The organism is Hafnia sp. HMSC23F03 (assembly GCF_001816025.1).
In the GTDB taxonomy this organism is placed as follows: Bacteria; Pseudomonadota; Gammaproteobacteria; order Enterobacterales; family Enterobacteriaceae; genus Hafnia; species Hafnia paralvei.
Map to the genome: position 1 here is coordinate 72,364 of NZ_KV824186.1, position 20,968 is coordinate 93,331.

Annotated in this window: 16 protein-coding genes and 1 tRNA gene; 5 read left to right on the forward strand and 12 right to left on the reverse strand. The window is 47.1% G+C overall.

Features of this window, described 5'->3' with window-relative positions; all coding sequences use genetic code 11:
• Positions 1-24: 24 nt before the first annotated feature.
• The 8 genes from HMPREF3091_RS00290 to ptsP form a co-directional block, all read right to left on the reverse strand.
• Complete coding sequence (locus tag HMPREF3091_RS00290) at positions 25-1,053, reverse strand: alpha/beta hydrolase (RefSeq protein WP_070713135.1); 1,029 nt, start codon at positions 1,051-1,053, stop codon at positions 25-27.
• Between the two features lie 645 nt (positions 1,054-1,698).
• Positions 1,699-2,061, reverse strand: a complete 363-nt coding sequence (locus HMPREF3091_RS00295) for a PTS fructose transporter subunit IIB (RefSeq protein WP_004091200.1) — start codon at positions 2,059-2,061, stop codon at positions 1,699-1,701.
• A gap of 13 nt (positions 2,062-2,074) precedes the next feature.
• Positions 2,075-2,839, reverse strand: a complete 765-nt coding sequence (locus tag HMPREF3091_RS00300; protein ID WP_246839930.1) for an AraC family transcriptional regulator — start codon at positions 2,837-2,839, stop codon at positions 2,075-2,077.
• A gap of 239 nt (positions 2,840-3,078) precedes the next feature.
• Entirely contained in the window at positions 3,079-4,029 is a 951-nt protein-coding gene (gene tal / locus HMPREF3091_RS00305; protein ID WP_070713140.1) for a transaldolase, read from the reverse strand.
• A gap of 137 nt (positions 4,030-4,166) precedes the next feature.
• Positions 4,167-4,484 carry a PTS fructose-like transporter subunit IIB gene (locus HMPREF3091_RS00310; protein WP_039185943.1) on the reverse strand — a complete coding sequence of 106 codons (318 nt, stop codon included), beginning with the start codon at positions 4,482-4,484 and terminating at the stop codon, positions 4,167-4,169.
• Positions 4,485-4,517: 33 nt separating this feature from the next.
• A complete protein-coding gene (locus HMPREF3091_RS00315; protein ID WP_004091209.1) occupies positions 4,518-5,768 on the reverse strand; it encodes a class II D-tagatose-bisphosphate aldolase non-catalytic subunit in 1,251 nt (416 codons plus the stop codon).
• A gap of 18 nt (positions 5,769-5,786) precedes the next feature.
• Positions 5,787-6,839: a PTS fructose transporter subunit EIIC gene (locus tag HMPREF3091_RS00320; protein WP_004091211.1), complete on the reverse strand. Its 1,053-nt coding sequence runs from the start codon at positions 6,837-6,839 to the stop codon at positions 5,787-5,789.
• Positions 6,840-6,882: 43 nt separating this feature from the next.
• Positions 6,883-9,399: a phosphoenolpyruvate--protein phosphotransferase gene (ptsP, locus tag HMPREF3091_RS00325; protein WP_070713144.1), complete on the reverse strand. Its 2,517-nt coding sequence runs from the start codon at positions 9,397-9,399 to the stop codon at positions 6,883-6,885.
• 358 nt (positions 9,400-9,757) lie between these two features.
• On the opposite strand from ptsP, the gene HMPREF3091_RS00330 reads away from it, so the two are divergent.
• Both HMPREF3091_RS00330 and tkt read left to right on the forward strand, forming a co-directional pair.
• On the forward strand, positions 9,758-10,411 hold the full coding sequence (locus tag HMPREF3091_RS00330; RefSeq protein WP_070713147.1) for an HAD-IA family hydrolase: 654 nt from the start codon (positions 9,758-9,760) through the stop codon (positions 10,409-10,411).
• Between the two features lie 16 nt (positions 10,412-10,427).
• Positions 10,428-12,419: a transketolase gene (gene tkt, locus HMPREF3091_RS00335; RefSeq protein ID WP_070713148.1), complete on the forward strand. Its 1,992-nt coding sequence runs from the start codon at positions 10,428-10,430 to the stop codon at positions 12,417-12,419.
• A gap of 266 nt (positions 12,420-12,685) precedes the next feature.
• On the opposite strand, the gene HMPREF3091_RS00340 is transcribed toward tkt, so the two are convergent.
• Together HMPREF3091_RS00340 and HMPREF3091_RS00345 are read right to left on the reverse strand one after the other, a co-directional pair.
• Positions 12,686-13,717, reverse strand: a complete 1,032-nt coding sequence (locus HMPREF3091_RS00340) for a methyltransferase (protein WP_070713151.1) — start codon at positions 13,715-13,717, stop codon at positions 12,686-12,688.
• A 569-nt stretch (positions 13,718-14,286) separates the two neighbouring features.
• Positions 14,287-14,381, reverse strand: a tRNA-Sec gene (locus tag HMPREF3091_RS00345).
• Positions 14,382-14,553: 172 nt separating this feature from the next.
• Between HMPREF3091_RS00345 and HMPREF3091_RS00350 the strand changes: the two genes are divergently transcribed.
• The 3 genes from HMPREF3091_RS00350 (at position 14,554) to yicI (ending at position 19,088) form a co-directional block, all read left to right on the forward strand.
• A complete protein-coding gene (locus tag HMPREF3091_RS00350; protein WP_004091220.1) occupies positions 14,554-15,129 on the forward strand; it encodes a DJ-1/PfpI family protein in 576 nt (191 codons plus the stop codon).
• A gap of 190 nt (positions 15,130-15,319) precedes the next feature.
• Positions 15,320-16,777 carry a glycoside-pentoside-hexuronide family transporter gene (locus tag HMPREF3091_RS00355; RefSeq protein ID WP_070713153.1) on the forward strand — a complete coding sequence of 486 codons (1,458 nt, stop codon included), beginning with the start codon at positions 15,320-15,322 and terminating at the stop codon, positions 16,775-16,777.
• Complete coding sequence (gene yicI, locus HMPREF3091_RS00360) at positions 16,764-19,088, forward strand: alpha-xylosidase (protein ID WP_070713155.1); 2,325 nt, start codon at positions 16,764-16,766, stop codon at positions 19,086-19,088. The genes HMPREF3091_RS00355 and yicI overlap by 14 nt, the downstream gene beginning before the upstream one ends.
• Before the next feature lie 50 nt (positions 19,089-19,138).
• Here yicI and HMPREF3091_RS00365 read toward each other — a convergent pair whose 3' ends face one another.
• Both HMPREF3091_RS00365 and HMPREF3091_RS00370 read right to left on the reverse strand, forming a co-directional pair.
• Positions 19,139-20,326: a cyanate transporter gene (locus HMPREF3091_RS00365; RefSeq protein ID WP_070713159.1), complete on the reverse strand. Its 1,188-nt coding sequence runs from the start codon at positions 20,324-20,326 to the stop codon at positions 19,139-19,141.
• Positions 20,323-20,781 carry a nucleoside deaminase gene (locus tag HMPREF3091_RS00370; RefSeq protein ID WP_004091228.1) on the reverse strand — a complete coding sequence of 153 codons (459 nt, stop codon included), beginning with the start codon at positions 20,779-20,781 and terminating at the stop codon, positions 20,323-20,325. The genes HMPREF3091_RS00365 and HMPREF3091_RS00370 overlap by 4 nt, the downstream gene beginning before the upstream one ends.
• Positions 20,782-20,968 lie beyond the last annotated feature (187 nt).

Below are 20,968 nucleotides of genomic sequence, written 5' to 3' on the forward strand. Positions count from 1 at the left end.
AGAACCACAAGAAATAATCATTTATCACTCACTGTACTGTTGCAAAAAGCCTTTAGCTTTAAAAAAGGTAAACCACGCTTCTGGCCGGGAGAAATCGACCTGATATTGGTGAGGAATAGCTCTAGCCCCATTAAAAAAGGTCGTTTGAACAGGCACATTTTTATTTTTAAGCGTATCTGCCAACGCCTTTCCCTGATCGGAAAAAGACATATAGTTTCCATCCGCAATAAAAGTTGGGGGGAATTTTGATGTCACATTAGTAATAATATCAAACTGCTCGAGTTCTTTACTTTGCCGCCATAGTTCCTTGCCAAGATAAGCAGACCCAATAGTATCAAAGGCCTGTTTTATCAATGGACTATCAATTGCTAGCGTTTTCTCAACGCTATATGGGCCACAAAAGAGCAAAACACCACGTATTATATTTTCTGGAATAGACTGCGTAATGTTCAGCTCACGACGCATTGTCGCGTTACTCATCGCCAAAACACTTTGTGCCGAGATCTGTGCACCGGCAGAATCACCAGCCAAAAACACACGTTTGTCATCGATCTGCGGATAGGCCTGAACTAAAGAAGGCAAGTAGTTAAGCAGCTCGTATACTTGCAAGACTGGCGTAGGGTAACGCGCTTCTGGCGCTAATTGATAATTCATAGCAATAACCACATAACCCGCGCTTGCTAACATCGAAACAATGCTTTCCACGTTCCGTTTGTCACCCGAAATAAAAGCACCGCCATGCACCCAGATAATCACCGGCAAAGACGCCTTAGATGTGGATTGCGATGGATAGTAAATATCAAAATCACTGCTACCATATTTTGACGGATAATGAAGATCACCAACACGAGTGACATTATTGGTATATTTTGTGTAATCATCCGGTAACACAGAAATATCAGGGATCATATTTCTAGCAATATAAACCAGCGCTGCTTGACTTGTTACACTAAAATAAAGAAATGTAAAAAAAACAATTAAGCATAGAGAAAAGTACATTCTCTTTTTGGTTGTTCTGCTTTTTACGTTATAGACCTGTATAGCGTCACTCATGCTTCAACCTACACTATTCTAACCCAATGGGATAGTGGCATTAAGTAAAATGGTATAGCTGCCAGTTATGAATGAAACCATGACAACAAGGAATGACGATAAAATAAAAGCCAATAAGTAATACACGCCAAGCATCCTTTTATCTCAACATTATATATTTACGCCGCCGAGAAGATATTACATGCAGAAAAAATGAAGACCATGAGACTTTTCTATAATGGAATTATTGATAAATAGATAGCAACGATCTTTTAGTGCGTTAAAAATATTTTTGATAACATTAATTACTATTAAATTAATATTTTTATAGAATTAAAAACCATTTATTTCATTGTTTGCGATCTATTGCTTTGCATGATTAGTGTGATGTATATCACATTTTTACGTAAAAAGGAGGGGATGTTACCGCACAGGTATAGAGGAAATTTTCCTGTCATCTAATGTAAGGGATCTATATATAATCCCGTAGCAGGCATTTTCGTTAACAAACAATCTTACCAGTGGCCACTGGTCGTTGTTGTGGGGTAGGTAAACGCCAATTTTGCAAAATTATGCTGAAAGTTTGCAGATAATGAACCGGCAATGTCCAAGTTGATTATGCTCTTGGTGCAAATGCGGCTTTATAGAATAAAACCGCATCACAGGCTATATATCGAGGGTTTTCCCTTTCGAGTAATGCAATATTTTTTTGATGTTCACCAATAAACTACTGCTATCCATGAGTAATGAACTGATCTTTACATTAATCACCCGGCAGCCAGAAAAACGGGCGGGCTCGTCGATAACAATATCGGCAGCAACAATCACCAAATCAGTTTGAGCGATGTCACTCTCTAAGAGCTTGTTTTTGATACCAAGGACTCCTTGAGTCTCGATCTTGATGTTAAAATCGTATTTCCTTGCGAGCTTTTCGAGTATTTCTGCTGCCATGTAAGTATGCGCCACTCCTGTCGTGCAAGCGGTAACCGCAAGGATGTTAATTTTTGAGGTGCCTTTTTGAGACGACATATCTCCTCCTTTTTTATGATTTATTCGTCAATGAGTGGTTACGGTTAATTTTTCTATATTCCATCGGTGTGCACTCATTTATTAACTTGAAAACTTTGCAAAAATAATTATTGTCAATGAATCCGCTTTTAGCTGAGATTTCCCGTATTTTTAGAGTGGTATTGATTAAGAGTAAGCGTGATTTAGCAATACGAGTCTGTGTAAGGTATTCGTTAAATTTTACCTCAGACGATCGCGAAAATAATCGGGATAAATAGCTGGGTGAAATATTAAAAAATGCAGCAACGGAATCGCGGCTAACACTTTGATCAAAGTTGTTGTCTATATAACACTTGATATCATCAATCAGCGAAGCGTTTAGATGATTGGACGTTGTCTGGCTAAGTTGATCATAAATGTTATTGGCTAGGGCAAGCACCAGATGAGAGAAGGTTTCACTGGTGGTGTCCTGTGACCAGGCGAGTTCTTCCGTGAGTTGCAGGATGTGATCGCGGATATTAACGCTGGCATGTTGTAAGGCGAACTTTTCCACTTCTTTAAACTGATGTCCATCCCAGTTGATCATGCTAAAACCAATATCTTGACGCGAAAAAACCAACGAAAGGGAAATCACTGGCGTTGACCAGTCAGGCAAATTCCAGCCATTAGCAGGGATATAGGTGATGGTTCCCACGGGCTGTTCAAAGCGCATTATCTTATCGGTGCCTTTCGGCACCAGCATAGTCATCACACCTTTAACCGTCAGTTCAAGGCGAGGCAGAGGCAGTCGATAGGCCATACCAGGAGGTTCCGCCCGCCCGTTGGCGACAAAGACAGCGCTGGAATTGGCATAAATACTGCTGTATTCACTCAGTATTGACTGGATAAATGCACTCATTGCCTATTTGATCCCACATCTGCTTAGAGAATGATAAATATTACATATTAACAATCAAAACGTTAGCATCGGCCTGTCATCTGTATACACGTCCACGCAGATAGATGACAAATGACAAGCCTAATCGCCGCAATACGAACCTAAAGCAATTCGATGATCAAAGCCTCAAGATTATTTTGATCGACAGCAAACAGTCGTATACCTTCGGCAAGTTTATCCACAGCCATTGGATCTTGATGGTGTAGCCAGTTGAACTCGGCCTCACTTAGTGGCGCGGGTTTGGCAGCAACCTCCCCGTTATAAACGATCGGTTGCGCAATACAATCATTGCAATTTTGCAGCTGAGCCAGCAGGGCCGGTGATACTGTCAGACGGTCGCAGCCGTTTAGTGCCAAAACTTGCGCGGGTGTGCGGAAACTAGCTCCCATAACGATAGTGCGGTAGCCGTGCATTTTGTAAAACTGGTAGATCTTGCGTACGGACTGTACGCCGGGATCATTCTCTGGGGTTGTCGCCTGCGAGGGATTGTTCTTCTGATACCAGTCGTAGATACGGCCAACAAAAGGTGAGATTAAAAACACGTCAGCATCAGCGCAGGCTCGTGCCTGAGCAAATGAAAATAGGAGCGTCAGATTACACTGGATCCCCTCTTTTTCCAGCACTGCGGCTGCGCGAATACCTTGCCAAGTAGCGGCAAGCTTAATTAATACGCGCTCTTTGCCAACGCCTTGTTGTTGATAAAGCCGAATAAGGTGGCGTGCTTTGTTGATACAAGCTTCCGTATCCCAAGAAAGGCGTGCATCCACCTCTGTTGAGATACGACCAGGAATACGTTTGAGAATCAATGTACCGATACTGACCGCCAGATAATCGGCAATCGCAGCGGCGCGTGCAGCATTATTTGGATAGGACTCCCCTACGCTCGCGATCGCATCGCTTAGCAATGTACGGTACTGCGGAAGCTGCGCGGCTTTGTAGATAAGCGAAGGGTTAGTCGTTGCGTCCTGCGGTTGGTATTGCAAAATGCTATCAATATCGCCGCTGTCGGCGACAATCACAGTATGTTGCTTTAACTGATCAAGTTGATTCATTGTATACTCTCATCGTTTTAGTTTTCTCTTGTCGGCGCTATTAAAGAACGCGGAGAACGGGACTGAACTGTGCAAAGGAGCAGACCCGAACGCCGCGAACTAAAGGTTAGTGACTGGCGCCAAGAGAGTTTAGATAGTTATTCGATGCCAAGATTTTCGGCAATTTTCACCATAATTTTGTCTGCGTGGCGGACAGCAGTGTTAGACCCCACGCGGACAATTTTTTTATGATTAAATCGGCCTTCATTTTTAATGCTGATATCGTTAGTTAGAATAACCATGTCGGCATTTTCAATGTCTGCGGAATTTAATTCATTTTCAATTCCACTGGCACCTTGAGTTTCAACTTTAATCGACCAACCTTTTTTCTGCGCAGCCGTTTGCAATGCTTCTGCTGCCATATAGGTGTGCGCGACGCCTGTAGGACATGCCGTTACAGCAATTAAAATTGTCATATTTTAATATCCAAAAGTGAGATGAATAATTACTTAGGCCTCAGAAACTCGGCTGGTTAACCCTGGCATATTAAAACACTCGGCTTCATTCTGAATAACATCTTTAATTTTGTTGATCACATAACGCTGTGGCTCAACGCCAAATTGAGACAAGTTGGCAAACATTTTTTTCATTTCAACTACGACGTCATCTTTCTCGTAATTATAATGACCACTCAGTTCAAGAATCTCTTTTAATAAATCTGGCTCGCTGAAAATTTGCTCTTCAGATTTATTTTTATGCTCTTCGGTGATCCACTTTTCCCATTTATGGCTAAGAACACAAGCTTTAGTCAGTACGGTTTTAAAATTAGAAGCAGTTGGGATCAGTGCTTTTTCCGCTAAATCTTTCTCTACTTCATGGAGTTTGAGATACGCTCGGGTTTCCCAAGTACCATAAGCGGGAGCCACATTCATCGCGGTAATACCCAGACCTGGATGTTTGAGCAGAACATCGTCTGATAGGTAATCCCCATTATGTTCTTTCAACCCAACGCCATATTGGCAGCTAATGTCAGAAAGCTGATTAGCCTGAATATCGTTAAAGTGGCCAACATTGCGAGTCAAACGAGTGAGTGTCCCGGTCTGCCCGACGATGAACAGCGGTCGCGGTAATCCCGCATCATCTAGACGTTTATTCAGCTCAATAATAAAAGCTTCAAAAGCTTCGATGGAAGTCAGACCGCCGTTAGTCTCTTCAGTACCAACTTCGTAATAGAACTGCTTAAGGCCTTTTTCTTTGCGGTAATCTTCACAAAACTGGATAAGATCGATGGTTCGTTGTAATACGATTTCAATATCAATGGCTTTACCAACCACATACGGGTCTTTCGTTGGGTCGATATGCAACAGATCGAAACCAGCATCCATATCCACTTCATATGAGCGGCGAGCCAGCGCCATGGCCTGATCTTCAGGAATATGGTCTTTACGCTCTTTGTCACGCTGCCACGGGCCGCCGTGGTCACGGCAGAGGAAGTAATCTCCGTCAAAGCCCACTTTTTCCGCGATGGCTTTGAGATCCGCAGCAAAGCGGAACTGATCCCAGTTATTGACATAGCCAGCACCAAATTCATCTGCATCAACCTGATTACGGCTAGCGATAAACATCAGGGGTAAGTCTTTTTCTTTTCCCAATTCGAAGCAGGCCTGAATCAATGCCGGAGACATTGGCCCTATACCCAACATGGAGGATTTTCCGCCCTTAACAATGTAATCAACATACTGCTTTAAAGAGTTTTTCATACTATCTCCAGTTACTTATCAATCGAACGAAATATCGAAATCTTGCTGTTCTTTCACTCTTGGTTTCATCACGGTTTTCAATACCTTGACTGCAATAGCTGTGGCTGCAGCGCCGGCAATAACAGCGATGACATATCCAATAGGGTTGCCGACAACCGGCAGTACGATAAGCCCGCCCCAAGGTGCGGCATTGGTGGCACCAAACCACAGTGCGAGGACGGAACCCACGGCCCCCCCGATCATGTTGGCTGGGATGACTCGCATCGGATCGGCTGCGGCGAACGGAATGGCTCCTTCACTAATGCCGATACAGCCCATAACAAATGCGGGTTTGCCCGCTTCGCGTTCTTCATCGTTAAAAATACCTTTGAAGAAGAACGTTGCCAGAGCCATCCCCAGCGGCGGCGTACAGGCGGGTACGGCAACGGCGGCCATCAATTGTGGGTTCGTACTTATCAGAGCCACAGCGAAGAAGAAGGCTGTTTTATTAACGGGTCCTCCCATGTCGAAGGTGATCATGCAGCCCAAAATGATGCCTAACACCACGAAGGATGCGCCCTGCATACCTGCCAGCCATACGCTAAGGGATTTCATAATCCAGGCTACGGGATCGCCAACGACGTAATAAATAGCGATGCCGGTCAAGAATGTCCCCACCAGAGGGATAACAAAAATCGGTAATACCATGCGGAGGAAATCGGGCACTTTCAGTCGTGCGATTATCTGCAATAACATCCAAACAACCAGACCCGCGATGATGCCTGCGAGCATACCGCCCAGAAATCCAGCCCCCATTTGATTAGCCAGATAACCGCCAATGGCACCCGGAGCAATACCCGGTTTTTCCACCATGGAATAAGCGATAAAGCCTGCCAGAATAGGGATAAATAGACTTAATCCAGCAATACCGATGTCAGACATGGCTTTCAAGAAACCGTGGTCAGGTACCGCAGCTTTACCGCTAAACATCACGGCCAAAGCAAGTAATACCCCGCCAGCGACAACGAAAGGAATCATATAAGAGACGCCAGTCATAAAATGGCGTTTAGTGTTTTTCAATAAACTGAGCATAGTGACCTCGTGTAGAGTGAGAGGTGATTCATGTTCTAATTAATTAAAGAGCAGTGGCAATTGCCTGTGCGACAACTTTGTAAATATCATTTGTTGTATTGCTGCGGCTTATTTCATTTCTGAAATCCTCATTCATGATTTTCCTTGCCAATTGAGAGAAATATTTCATGTGTTCATTATCAGTACTGCTCTTACGAATGGTGAGCATAATAATAATGTTGACCTGTTGTTCACCCCATTGAATAGGTTCCTGCAATTTAGCAATACTGATCGTAGAATTGGTAATAAAGTCGGATTTAGTATGGGGAATAGCAAATCCATAGCCGACCGCGGTCGGGAATGAATCTTCTCTAGCCCAAACATCTTCTGCTAATTTTTCAGGGTTATTCGTTCTATCTTGAAGCCAAAGATTATCAGTGAGCGTCTTTATTACTTCATTACGATTCTGTAAATCCAGATTATTTAAAATGCAGCTCTCGGCAATAATAGGAAGAGACGTTGTGATCTTGACGTTTGGGTTCTCCAGTATTTGCCGCACTTCTGCTGAACTCCCCAATGCCAGAGCCTGCTGTAAAAGATCGCTGCACTGCTCTTGCGTCATACCGGCAATTTCACTTTTGATAGTGGGGATCGCCGCCGAACTCATACTTAATTCGTCAAAACCCATACCAATTAACAGGGGGAGAAGTTGTGGGTTGGCCGCTAATTCTCCACAGATACCAATCCAACGGCCTTGGCGGTGAACTTCATCTACAGCGAACTTTAGCGCACGCAAAAAAGCGGGAGAGAAGTTATCGTAAACGTGTTCAACCCGTGTATTACCACGGTCAGCCGCAAAGAGATATTGAGTGAGATCGTTACTGCCCACGCTGAAGAAATCGGCGTGACGAGCAATTTCTGGTACGGCAAACAGAACGGATGGCACTTCTAGCATGACACCCATTTCGATATTTTCATCAAATTTTATATGGTTGGCTCGAAGATCTATTTTGACGGATTCAAGCACTTCGCGGCACCAAACCACCTCTTCCACGGATGCAATCATCGGGATCATGATTCTGGCGTAACCCGAGGCTGAGGCTCGCAAAATAGCCGCCAACTGGGTTTTAAAAAGAGTAATAAATTCTGGATAGATACGAATCGCGCGATATCCGAGGAACGGATTTTCTTCAGGCGGAATATTTAAATATTCCACAGGCTTGTCTCCGCCAATATCGATGGTGCGGAAAATAACCGGTTGGTTGTTCGCATGTTTAATAACGTCAATGTACTGCTGAGTCAATTCATCTTCCGTCGGAGGAACCGCACGATCCATAAATGCCATTTCGGTACGGAACAGGCCAATTCCCTCAGCTCCGTTGCTGAAAGCTCTGGCCGCTTCGAGATCGCTGCCAATATTGGCCGCGACTTCAATGCGCCGCCCATCAGCCGTGGTGGCTGGATTAATAACCTGCGCGAGCATCTGTTGTTGCTTCTGGGTTTTAGCGTCAATGTCACGCTGGTAATAGCGTAATACCGCATTTGTCGGCGAAGGGATCAGTAATCCGAGATTCCCGTCGAGTACCATTAACTCGTCAGAATCAAAACTCGGCGCATCGTCATCAAGATCGGTTATTGTTGGAATACCGAGTGAACGAGCCAGAATCGCCGTATGCGATGTCTTACCCGTATTTGACAACACCATTCCTGCCAGCCGAGTTTTATCTAATGCCATAAATTTCCCAGGCGTCAGGCTATCAGCGACCAGAATTGACGATTCCACCAGTTCTATCCGTGAATGGGGAAGATGAATATCGCTATTAATTTTACTCAATAATTGCAGGGTAATATCCATCACATCCAGCACGCGTTCTTTGATGTACTTACTGGAAGAATTATTCAGAATATCGCAGAACGCGATGGCCGCTGAAATCACAGCAGAGAAAGCATTGTGTTGTTGGTAAATATATTCCGTGACTTGTCCTGCAAAGGTAATGTCATTCACAATAGACAAGTGTGCTTCAATAATATCGCGTTCAACTCCGCTGGCATTTTCAAGCTGTGTTACTTTTTCATTTTTGAGATTTTCAATTCCCTGTTGAAACAATGCCAGCTCAGCTTTTTCACCCAAATACTCCACCGGCGCCAAACTCGCTAGCTGACAAAAAGTGATACTTTTGCTTACTACCGAACGAGCTATGGCGATCCCACTGCTAATACGAGTACCGCGTATATATACAGGGTGAGTTTCCCGTAAGGTTCGTGGCAAGGAAAGATCGACATCTGGGGTTTCTTCGGTGTGAATTTCTTCCTGCAAGGATATTTTTTCTAATAAATCAGCAAGCTGAACACAGGCATCGAATTCATCATCGCCACTTAGCGTGATCTTGCATTCATCCTGAAACAAAGTATCAGTTCCCACCAGTGCAAGGGCACTTTTTGCATTGGCAGTGATACCGGTGCGAGAATTGCTCCAGAAAATATCCGCGCTGAAGGTATTGCACAGGCGTTCAATGTGTCCGGCAGGGCGGGCATGAATACCCTCCTTCAGGTTGCAGGCATAAATTAATTGCTCAGCCATAACTACTCCGCGTTAATAATATTTAGCGACATTATTTTTCACGTCACCCATGCCTCTATCCTCGTAGGGCAAAAGTTGTTTTTACATAGTAAAATTGTGACCTTTGCTGTAGTTGAGTTTTATAATAGTAAAAGTGTGATTGCTATCTCAGTTTTATAGACAACCACATCCACTCCATTTTCTTGATTTAAATGAATTAATTTTCATATCTATTGTTCTGCGAGGTTTTGAGATATTCATCACAGGTTTGAAAAATGAAATGCAGGTAACTTTATTTATATAAATGTCTTTTTATTACTATTTTAATTACTTTCCTGCGCTCTAAGATGAAATCATATATTCATTAGAGGGCAGCTCTATGCACTGTAAGGCTTTATTATTTGATTTGGATGGCACGCTGGTAACTTCTCTCAATTTCGTTGAGCATTCTTGGACACGTTGGGCCGAGATGCATGGCCTGTGTGCGCTCGAGGTGCGAAATTTTTTACATGGCAAACCGGCAATGAGTACCCTCCGGCACTTTCTGCCGCAAGCTAGCGAAGCGGAATTACGCCACCAGTTTTTAGCGCTGGAAGAATATGAAGCCACTCACACCGAAGGTATCGAAGCTCTCCCCGGTGCCAGCACATTTCTGACGCGGCTGAATGAGTTGGAGATCCCGTGGGGGATTGTGACCTCGGGTTCGATGAAAGTAGCTGCCGCACGGATCCGCCAAACCGGTTTACCCCTTCCCCCCGTCCTGATCACCAGCGAAAACATAATCCATGGCAAACCTCATCCGCAGCCTTTCTTGCTGGGCGCTGAGCGTCTCGGCATACAGCCGGAGCAGTGTGCCGCGTTTGAAGATTCCCTCGCAGGACTACAGTCTGTTTGGGCTGCGGGCTGCCAAGCGGTTGAAGTGAAAACTGCGCAGTCGGTACCCCATAATTTGGGGCAGATTCCAGCGCTAGAAGACTACCGCTCGATACGGGTTTCACCTCGTTACGATCACTTTTTCCTGAGTTTTCAATAAATTTTCAAGGTAGAACATGACAACACGACAAGAGTTATCCAATGCTATTCGTGCACTCAGCATGGACGCAGTACAAAAAGCCAAATCCGGTCATCCGGGCGCCCCTATGGGCATGGCCGACATTGCCGAAGTCCTGTGGCGCGATTTCCTGAACCATAACCCGCAGAACCCGGCATGGGCTGACCGCGACCGTTTCGTGCTGTCTAACGGCCACGGCTCAATGCTGATTTACAGCCTGTTGCACCTCACAGGTTATGACCTGCCGATGGAAGAGCTGAAAAACTTCCGTCAGCTGCATTCCAAAACTCCGGGCCACCCGGAAGTGGGCTACACCGCCGGCGTAGAAACCACGACTGGCCCGCTGGGTCAGGGCGTTGCGAACGCTGTTGGTATGGCGATTGCGGAACGCACTATGGCCGCACAGTTCAACCGTTCAGGCCACGACATCGTAGACCACTTCACCTACACCTTTATGGGTGATGGCTGCATGATGGAAGGTATTTCCCATGAAGTTTGCTCGCTGGCGGGTACGCTGGGCCTGGGTAAACTGGTTGCTTTCTATGATGACAACGGTATCTCCATCGACGGCCACGTTGAAGGCTGGTTCACTGACGATACGGCAAAACGCTTTGAAGCCTACGGCTGGCACGTTGTGCGCGGCGTGGACGGTCACGATGCAGACGCTATCAAACGTGCTGTAGAAGAAGCGAAAGCGGTCACTGACAAACCTTCACTGCTGATGTGCAAAACCATCATCGGTTTCGGTTCTCCAAACAAAGCCGGTACGCACGATTCCCACGGCGCACCTTTAGGTGATGCAGAAATCGCGCTGACCCGTGAGCAGCTGGGCTGGAAATACGCGCCATTCGAAATCCCGTCTGAGATCTACGCTCAGTGGGATGCAAAAGAAGCAGGCCAGGCGAAAGAAGCGGCATGGAACGAGAAGTTCGCTGCCTACGCTAAAGCTTTCCCGCAGGAAGCCGCAGAATTTACCCGCCGCATGAAAGGCGAAATGCCTGCTGAGTTTGCTGCTAAAGCGCAAGAGTTCATCGCGAACCTGCAAGCTAACCCGGCGAAAATCGCCAGCCGTAAAGCATCCCAGAACACCATCGAAGCCTTCGGCCACTTGCTGCCAGAATTCCTCGGCGGCTCTGCGGACCTGGCACCGTCTAACCTGACTATCTGGTCTGGTTCTAAAGCGATCAACGAAGACCTGGCCGGTAACTACATCCATTACGGTGTACGTGAATTCGGTATGACGGCGATTGCTAACGGTATCGCGCTGCACGGTGGTTTCCTGCCGTACACCTCAACCTTCCTGATGTTCGTTGAATACGCCCGTAACGCGGTGCGTATGGCCGCGCTGATGAAGCAACGTCAGGTGATGGTTTACACCCACGACTCAATCGGTCTGGGCGAAGATGGCCCGACTCACCAGCCAGTAGAGCAGCTTGCTGCCCTGCGCGTGACGCCAAACATGAGCACATGGCGTCCGTGTGATCAGGTTGAATCTGCGGTGGCGTGGAAATACGCAGTAGAACGTCACGACGGCCCGACGGCGCTGATCTTCTCCCGTCAGAACCTGGCACAGCAGGATCGTAGCGCACAACAACTGGCCGATATCGCCCGTGGCGCATACGTTCTGAAAGATTGTGCAGGTACTCCGGAACTGATCCTGATCGCAACCGGTTCTGAAGTTGAACTGGCCGTTGCGGCCTGGGATCAGCTGTCTGCAGAAGGCATCAAAGCGCGCGTGGTTTCCATGCCGTCTACCGATGCATTCGACAAACAAGATCCAGCGTACCGTGAAGCAGTGCTGCCAAAAGCGGTTGCTGCGCGTGTTGCTATCGAAGCCAGCATCGCTGACTACTGGTACAAATACGTTGGCCTGAACGGCGCGGTTGTGGGCATGACCACCTTCGGTGAGTCTGCACCTGCTGAGCAGCTGTTTGAAGAGTTTGGCTTCACCGTTGAGAACGTGGTGAAACAGGCTAAAGCCGTTCTGTAAGTGCTTTATGTTTGATAAATGAGTCGCACAGGGATCCGCGGTCACTAGCGGGTAAAAAAGGACGGGCATAGAGTTATGTGATCTACTGATTGTGCAACCAATTAAGTAAGTTCACCTCTATGCCGCAACCCCTCTTCTGCCCGCAAATAAAAACGTAGCACCTAAATCATTAAGACTAGAAATGGTATCAATTTCCGGCAAACAAAATGATCACAGAATTCTGGAGACACCATCTTAGCGTTCGGTCATTTTCATCATCGTTCCCGTCAGGCAGGAATAGCTTCCACGATCGATAAATAGGATGGGGTGTGAATCACTCGATTTATCTTCAGCCCCACTTTATCTAGCATGGCGGCATACTCTTTCTCCGTTCGTGCCCGTCCACCATCAAAACTTGACAGCAAAATAAGATCTATTTCATATCGTCCCGGTTCGTTACCATGTTCTTTAATAATGGGTTCTAGAATTAATAAACGGGAGTCTGCTTTCATCGCTTTACGGCAGGTCTGTAATATTTGACTGGCTTTAGTATCTGGCCAATCCATCAAAATATATTTTAGTAAATAAATATCGGCGCATGGGCAGGACTCAAAAAAACTGCCAGCTACAGTTTCCCAGCGAGAATCATCACCCAATAAGTGCAGACGGTTTTCCGCCAGAACGTTTTGCTGATCAAATAAAATACCTTGTAATGATGGGTTTCGGCGTAAAACATTCAATAGCAAATTCCCCAATCCACCGGCAATATCAACAACCGTTGCATTCTCCGGGAAATCGTAATAATCAACTAAGATTTCGTTTTCTATGCTGGACATGGATGACATACCTGCATGAAATCCATCTTCTCCTGACGGCGTTTTTTTCTTACCCCAGTACTCATAAAAAGGCATACCAAATAAATCATTAAATACTGGTTTTCCCTTCACTACATCTGTCATTTCCCCTGCGGGCTGCCAGAGAGTCTTATCCGTCAACATCAGCACTCCGGCACGCAAGGAATACGGAGTATCTGAACATAAGAATTGTGCTGCCGGTGTCAGCGTAAAAACGCCGTCAGCAGTGGCCTGAAATACGTCGCGAGAGGCTAATGTGCGCATGACTCGATATAAAAATTCCACATCAACCTGTAATTCTTGTCCGAGTTGCTCTGCCGTTTTACCCCCATTTTTGAGACAATCTGCAACCCCCAGTAATGCAGCCGTTCGCAGTGCTGCCTGCCAGACAAATCCCATGCTTTGTTCTAATAAATACATGCCATGCTTACGTTCATTTTCTGATAAATATTTTGGGCTTAACATTTCTCTCTCCTGTCACGATATATTGAAAAGTACAGAATTAAAATGAAACATCCGCAAGAAAGTGTAATGTGAATTAATAAATTATCTTCAAATTTGAATGTATTTACCCTTATTTCTATGGCAAGTAAAACCTACAGTCATCGTAAGTAACGTACAGTAATATGTCCACGACTCGACTTAATTAGAGTGCTACTCATAACTTATTCAAACAATAACCATCCGTAAGCAAATAAAATCACATCCGATATATTTTCAGTAACTCGATGTAAAACATTGAGATAATTGAAAACAATAAACATGCCCCACTAATATTATTTTTACTCTAAACTCATTTTCGGTGGTTTAACTTTTATAATACCTTCACTCATTACACATCTCTGGATATTTTTCATAATGAGTACGCAGAGATTCAGTTATCTATTAAGAAAACTGATTGAATAACAGTGGAAGGTGTTGAAATTGGTAAGGCCGAGCCTACTCTTGCTAATGTGGATAAGACGGGTACTGTATTTGGTTTTATAAAAGGAACACAGGATTGATTGAATTACGTGGGGTTCAGAGAGGCAAATTGGCGGAAGATCACAGGAGTCGAACCTGCCCGGGACCGCTGGCGGCCCCAACTGGATTTGAAGTCCAGCCGCCCCACCGGGGACGATGATCTTCCATTGGGAGATCGAGAGAGTCGGCGATTATACCCCGAAATCCCTGCAATGCTAAAGGATAAATCCTTGTTTCGCGACGCCCATGGCATATTCAAAACATCGTTTTATTTTTATCGATGCAAGTTTGGTACTCTTCGCTGCATAAATCACCGCCCCTAATTTGCAGGAGATACCATGTCTAAGAAAGTCGCTGTATTGTTGGCTAAAGGGTTTGAAGAAGCCGAAGCTATCATGACCATCGACGTGCTGCGCCGCCTTAATATCAGCGTCACCACGTTAGCCTGCCAAGATATGTTGGAAATCACCAGCTACCACAATATTCGGATGTTTGCCGATGCTCTTCTGGAACGCAATATGGATGAAACCTTCGACGCCGTTGTGATACCTGGTGGGCCGGAAGGAACCGTTAATCTTGCAGCGAATCCTTTAGTGGTTGAATTCATTCGTCGCCACGATGAAGCAGGGAAATGGATTTGCCCAATCTGTTCTGCCGCTGCCCGCGTGCTGGGTGGTAATAACCTGCTCAAAGGACGCCGCTATACTTGCTCTGGCGAACTTTATCAGGATGTGAAAGACGGCATATACGTGGATGAAAAGATCGTTGAAGACGGCAACTTGCTGAGTGGTAAAGGTCTGGGCGTCGCCTTTGACTTTGCCTTTCATCTAGGCTGGAAGCTGACCGGCGATAGCGCCAACGTTGATTTTCAGGTAGACCACATCTATTACGATTTCTGGCGTACACATGCCTAAAACATAGACGCAGCTAATAACTTAACTGCGTCTCATCTTTTCCTATAATAACTCTGTTTTAAAACCGGTTACCTTGATCACATAAAACACAAAACATAATTTCAGAACCAAAAAACACAATGGTTAGCGATATATCCTTGCTCTAAAAATGGCGTATTGAATTCACACTAGATGCGCCTCAGAGGGATATATGAGCAACCATATTCTGTCAATGCGGGAAAAAATCGGTTATGGACTAGGCGACGCCGCTAGCCATATCGTTTTTGATAATGTCATGTTTTACATGATGTTTTTTTATACAGATATTTTTGGTATTCCAGCCGGTTTCGTTGGCACCATGTTTTTGGTTGCTCGAGCGCTGGATGCCATCTCCGACCCCGTCATGGGTTTGGTGGCCGATCGCACCCGTACCCGTTGGGGGAAGTTCCGCCCCTATGTGCTATTCGCCGCCATTCCATTCGGCATCGTCTGTGTTTTCGCCTACAGCACGCCAGATCTTAGCCTAACGGCAAAAATGGTTTACGCCGCATGTACTTATACGCTGCTAACGCTTATGTACACCGTCGTCAACATTCCATATTGCGCACTAGGCGGCGTTATCACTGCCGATCCAACACAGCGTATTTCCCTACAGTCCTATCGCTTCGTGCTGGCGACCGCCGGTGGCATGCTAAGTACCGTGCTCATGATGCCACTGGTCAATTTCGTCGGTAAAGGCGATCAGGCTTTCGGTTTTCAAGGGGGTATTGCGATACTCGCCCTTGTCGCTGTATTCATGTTGGCTATCTGTTTCGCTACCACCAAAGAACGTATTAGCGATGAAGGCGCGACTCAAGGCAGCATGCGTGAAGATCTCAGAGATATCATGCGCAATGATCAATGGCGTATCGTCGGCCTGCTGACCATCCTTAATATTTTGGCGGTGTCTGTGCGCGGTGGGGCAATGATGTACTACGTCACCTATGTGCTTGGTGCTCCACCAGAAGGCTCAGCGTTGTTTAACCTTCTATCCCTACTTCACAATCCCCCCGTATTTACCGTGTTCTTAACCGTTTACTGCGTTGGCAATCTTCTCGGCAGCGCTGCTGCCAAGCCGCTGACTGACTGGAAATGCAAAGTAAGCGTATTCTGGTGGACCAACGCGATTTTAACGGTATTGAGCGTGGCGATGTTCTTTGTGCCTCTCGGTGCGAATATCACCATGTTTGTATTCATCTTTATCATCGGCATCCTGCATCAGTTAGTCACTCCGATTCAATGGGTGATGATGTCCGATACGGTTGACTACGGCGAATGGAAAAACGGAAAACGTCTCACAGGGATCAGCTTTGCCGGTACGTTATTCGTTCTGAAACTGGGTCTGGCACTCGGCGGTGCGTTGATTGGCTGGATGCTCGCGGGCTCAGGCTACCAATCCGGCGCTGCAACCCAAAATAACGCCACCATGGTCAGCATTATTGCCCTATTCACGCTGGTTCCAGCCATTTGCTACTTCCTTAGCGCCGTGATTGCGGCTCGCCTTTATACCCTACGTACACCTTTCATCAATCGCATCTTAAAAGAGCTGGCCGCAGGTGTACGACGCAACGAACAAGAATTCAATCAAGAGATGAAAACATCAGAGGACTTAAGTCATGAAAATCAGTGACGGTAACTGGCTCATCCAAGAAGGGCTCAGCCTGATCCACCCATTATATGTATTTGAGGTGGAACAACATGACCGTGAGATGATCGTCTATGCCGCCCCGCGCGACGCGAGCGCTCGCTCTGCACAGCTAGACACACCTCTGTTTACGCTGCGTTTCTTCTCCCCGCAGGAAGGCGTGATCGGTGTACGCATCGCACACTTTGCTGGACGAGTGGAACGCGGGCCACAATATCCTTTAACTCATTCCACCGAACATCTCATTCGGATGGAAGACACGAATAGTTTTGCGGCACTGCATAGCGGAAATCTCAGCGTACGAGTCACCAAAGGTGAAAATTGGGCGCTCGATTTTCTACGCAACGGCGAACGTATTACTGGCAGCGTCGCGAAATCCAACGGCTATATTCAGAACGCTAAAGATGGCAAAACGCATCTGTATGAGCGTCTCGATTTAGGCGTCGGTGAAACCGTCTATGGCTTAGGTGAACGATTCACTGCTTTCGTGAAAAACGGGCAAAATGTTGAAACTTGGAACCGAGACGGCGGCACCAGTACTGAACAAGCCTACAAAAATATTCCATTCTACTTAACCAACCGCGGTTACGGCGTGCTGGTGAATCATCCCGAATGCGTGTCATTTGAAATAGGCTCAGAAAAAGTCTCGAAAGTGCAGTTCAGCGTGGAAGGCGAATATCTGGAATATCTAATCTTTGACGGCCCAACGCCGAAACAGGTTCTCGATCGCTATACTCGCCTAACAGGCCGCCCAGCGCTGCCGCCTGCGTGGTCATTCGGCCTATGGCTAACCACTTCATTCACCACTAACTACGACGAAAAAACCGTCAATAGCTTTATCGACGGCATGGCGGAACGCAATCTGCCACTACACGTATTCCACTTTGACTGTTTCTGGATGAAGGCATTCCAATGGTGTGATTTTGAGTGGGATCCAGAAACCTTCCCCGATCCGCAAGGCATGCTCAAACGCTTGAAAGCGCGAGGGTTAAAAATCTGCGTGTGGATTAATCCCTACATCGGACAAAAATCTCCGCTGTTCAAAGAGGGGATGGAAAAAGGCTATCTGCTTAAACGCCCGAACGGTGACGTATGGCAGTGGGATAAATGGCAACCAGGACAGGGGATTGTTGATTTCACGAATCCAGCCGCCTGTGACTGGTATGCCAGCCATCTGAAACGCCTGATTCATATGGGAGTGGATTGCTTCAAAACCGATTTCGGCGAACGTATTCCGACGGATGTCATATGGCACGACGGTTCATGTCCACAAAAAATGCATAACCACTATGCGTTTATTTACAACAAGTTAGTCTACGAAGTCTTACAACAGGAATTGGGTAAAGATGAAGCGGTGCTGTTTGCACGCTCGGCATCCGTGGGCGCGCAGCAATTCCCTGTGCACTGGGGCGGTGACTGCTACGCCAACTATGAATCCATGGCTGAAAGCCTGCGTGGAGGATTGTCGTTAGGGCTGTCTGGGTTTGGCTTTTGGAGTCACGATATCGGCGGATTCGAAAATACCGCGCCAGCTCACGTCTACAAACGTTGGTGCGCGTTTGGTTTGCTCTCCAGCCACAGTCGCTTGCACGGTAGCAAATCTTATCGTGTGCCATGGGCATATGATGACGAAGCCTGCGACGTAGTGCGCTTCTTCACCGAGTGGAAATGCCGCCTGATGCCGTATCTGTATGCTGCATCTGCGCAGGCAGCGGAAACGGGTTCACCGGTGATGCGCGCCATGATGCTAGAGTTCCCCGACGATCCGGGCTGTGATTATCTGGACCGCCAATACATGTTGGGAGATTCGCTGCTGGTTGCACCGGTATTCAGCGAAAACGGTGACGTTAGCGTCTACTTGCCAACTGGGCGTTGGACACATTTGTACACCAACCAAGAAGTCACTGGCGGCTGGCGTAAAGAGCGCCATGACTTCAACAGCCTGCCGCTATATGTGCGCCCAAATAGCCTGATTGCGATTGGGAATAATAGCCAAAAACCAGATTACGACTATACCGATAGCACTGCTTTCCATCTGTTCGCCCTCGAAGACGGCGCACTGGCTCAAGCAGTGATCCCTGCCGCCGACGGCAGTACTCAGTTCACGCTTAACGTACGACGCGAAGGCAAGCAACTCCATGTCAGCGGCACAGGTAACGCGCGCAACTGGAGTCTGTGCTTACGCAATATTCACAGCGTGAGCGCCGCGACCAACGGTTCAGTACAGTCTGACGAAATGGGTATTATCATTACCCCACAGCAAGGCTGCAGCGAGCTGACGGTCTCCTTGAACTAGCCGTTTTGACGCCAAAGACAATCGCCAGCGCCTTAAACGCTGGCGATTTTTTAATGACGGCTCAGTGCCCATTCTCGTGGATAATGCGACGGCACAAAGCGCAGCGTCAGTAGCATAAGCCCAACTACCAGCACAGCATGGAACATCCAATCCAGCAGGAAATTACCGCTTAAACTACGCAGTAAACCGGAAAGATACGGCGATAGCCCGGCGACGATAAAACCAATACCTTGCATGAAGGCCACCAAACGCCCCGCAATGGCTGGCTGAGGTGAATGGTCGAGTGCCAGAACTAAACACAGCGGGAAAGCGCCACCGAGCCCAAAACCGCACACTACCGCCCACAGTACCGACATCTGGAGTGGCAACCAGATAAATCCGCAGAAACCTATCAGTTGTAACGTAAGCGCCACCATCAATAGGCTGCGCCGATCTTGTTTACGCGCAAACATCGGCAGAATGAGCGCGCCCGCCGCCTGCCCTACCGTCATTAACGCTAGCAAACTACCACTGAACTGTGCGGTGGCACCAAGCTGCATATAGTAAGGTGGAAGCCATGCGATCAAGCTGGTATAACCGCCGTTGATCAGCCCAAAATACAGACCCAGCGTCCACGCGCGTGGACTAAGATGTAGCCGCAATGGCTGCGCTAATTGCGACGATTTTATCGGCTGGTTGAGCGATTTACTCTGCGGCCACCAGCCGATTAACGCTACCAGTGCTGGCAACGCCCACCATGCTAAAGAACGATGCCAAACGTCGCTATGCTCCGCCAACCAAGGCGTTAACGCCGCGCCTAAGCCACCACCGCCCATCAGTGCCGCTGACCACAGCCCCATCACCAATGGCATACGCCGCTGAAATGTTCGTTTGATCACCGCAGGCATTACCGCTTGAATAATCCCAATGCCAATACCGCCAAGCAACGCGCTGCTCAGCAGCAATAGACTTTGCGGCGCCAGTTCACGCAGCAAAGCCCCCACGCCAATGGCCAACAGGCTCAATGCCACGCTATTACGCTCGCTGAAATGGCGATCAACCCAACCGCCCGCCAACGCTAAAACGCCCATCGCAACAACGGGCAGCGCGGTTAACAACGAAACGGCAGTGAAACTCATCCCACTGGCTTCGCGTAACTGTGGCAGCAATGGACCAATAGACGTCAACAACGGGCGCATGTTCAGGCCGATCAACACCAAAACTAACAACATCAAACCATGTTTTTGTGTTTGGCTCATGACTGCTTTTGCGCCCAACGTTCATACAGCTTACGGCCATTCAACTGCGGTAAATGATGGATTGGCAAAGTTTGCTGTTCTAGCGGTAACTGCAGTTGCTGATAAATCGCTGCAGTAGAGAGTTTATAGTCTTCTCCATCCTGATTACCGTTGGCGAAATACACCGCCTGCACACCGGTCAGATACATGGCACTCAAACACATTGGGCAAGGCTGACCACTTGCATAGACCACGCACTCACGCAGCGCAGTACTGCCGTGGCGCGTAGAAACATCACGAATGCCGTTCAGCTCGGCATGTGCCGTTGGATCACCGTTAAGATGAATGGTATTCACCGCTTCGGCGACAACCTCTCCATTACGTACGATCACCGCACCAAATGGACGCCCGCCCTGCTCAACGCTCTCCGCCGCCAACGCTAATGCGCGCTGTAGATACTCATCATGAGAAGACATTCGTGACTCCTGTTAATAAAAAGTTAGCAGAGTAAGAATATTCGAGAGTGAAGGGGAATAATAGTGTGGAGTGAGAATTCGTGGGGCTGTGGTGAAATGTTTCGATCGCCTGTCGTTAGTGGGACTGCAGTGTAATATTCCGCCCGCCTGTTGATACCGAGCTTCATTGATACATCCGTGAAGGCGT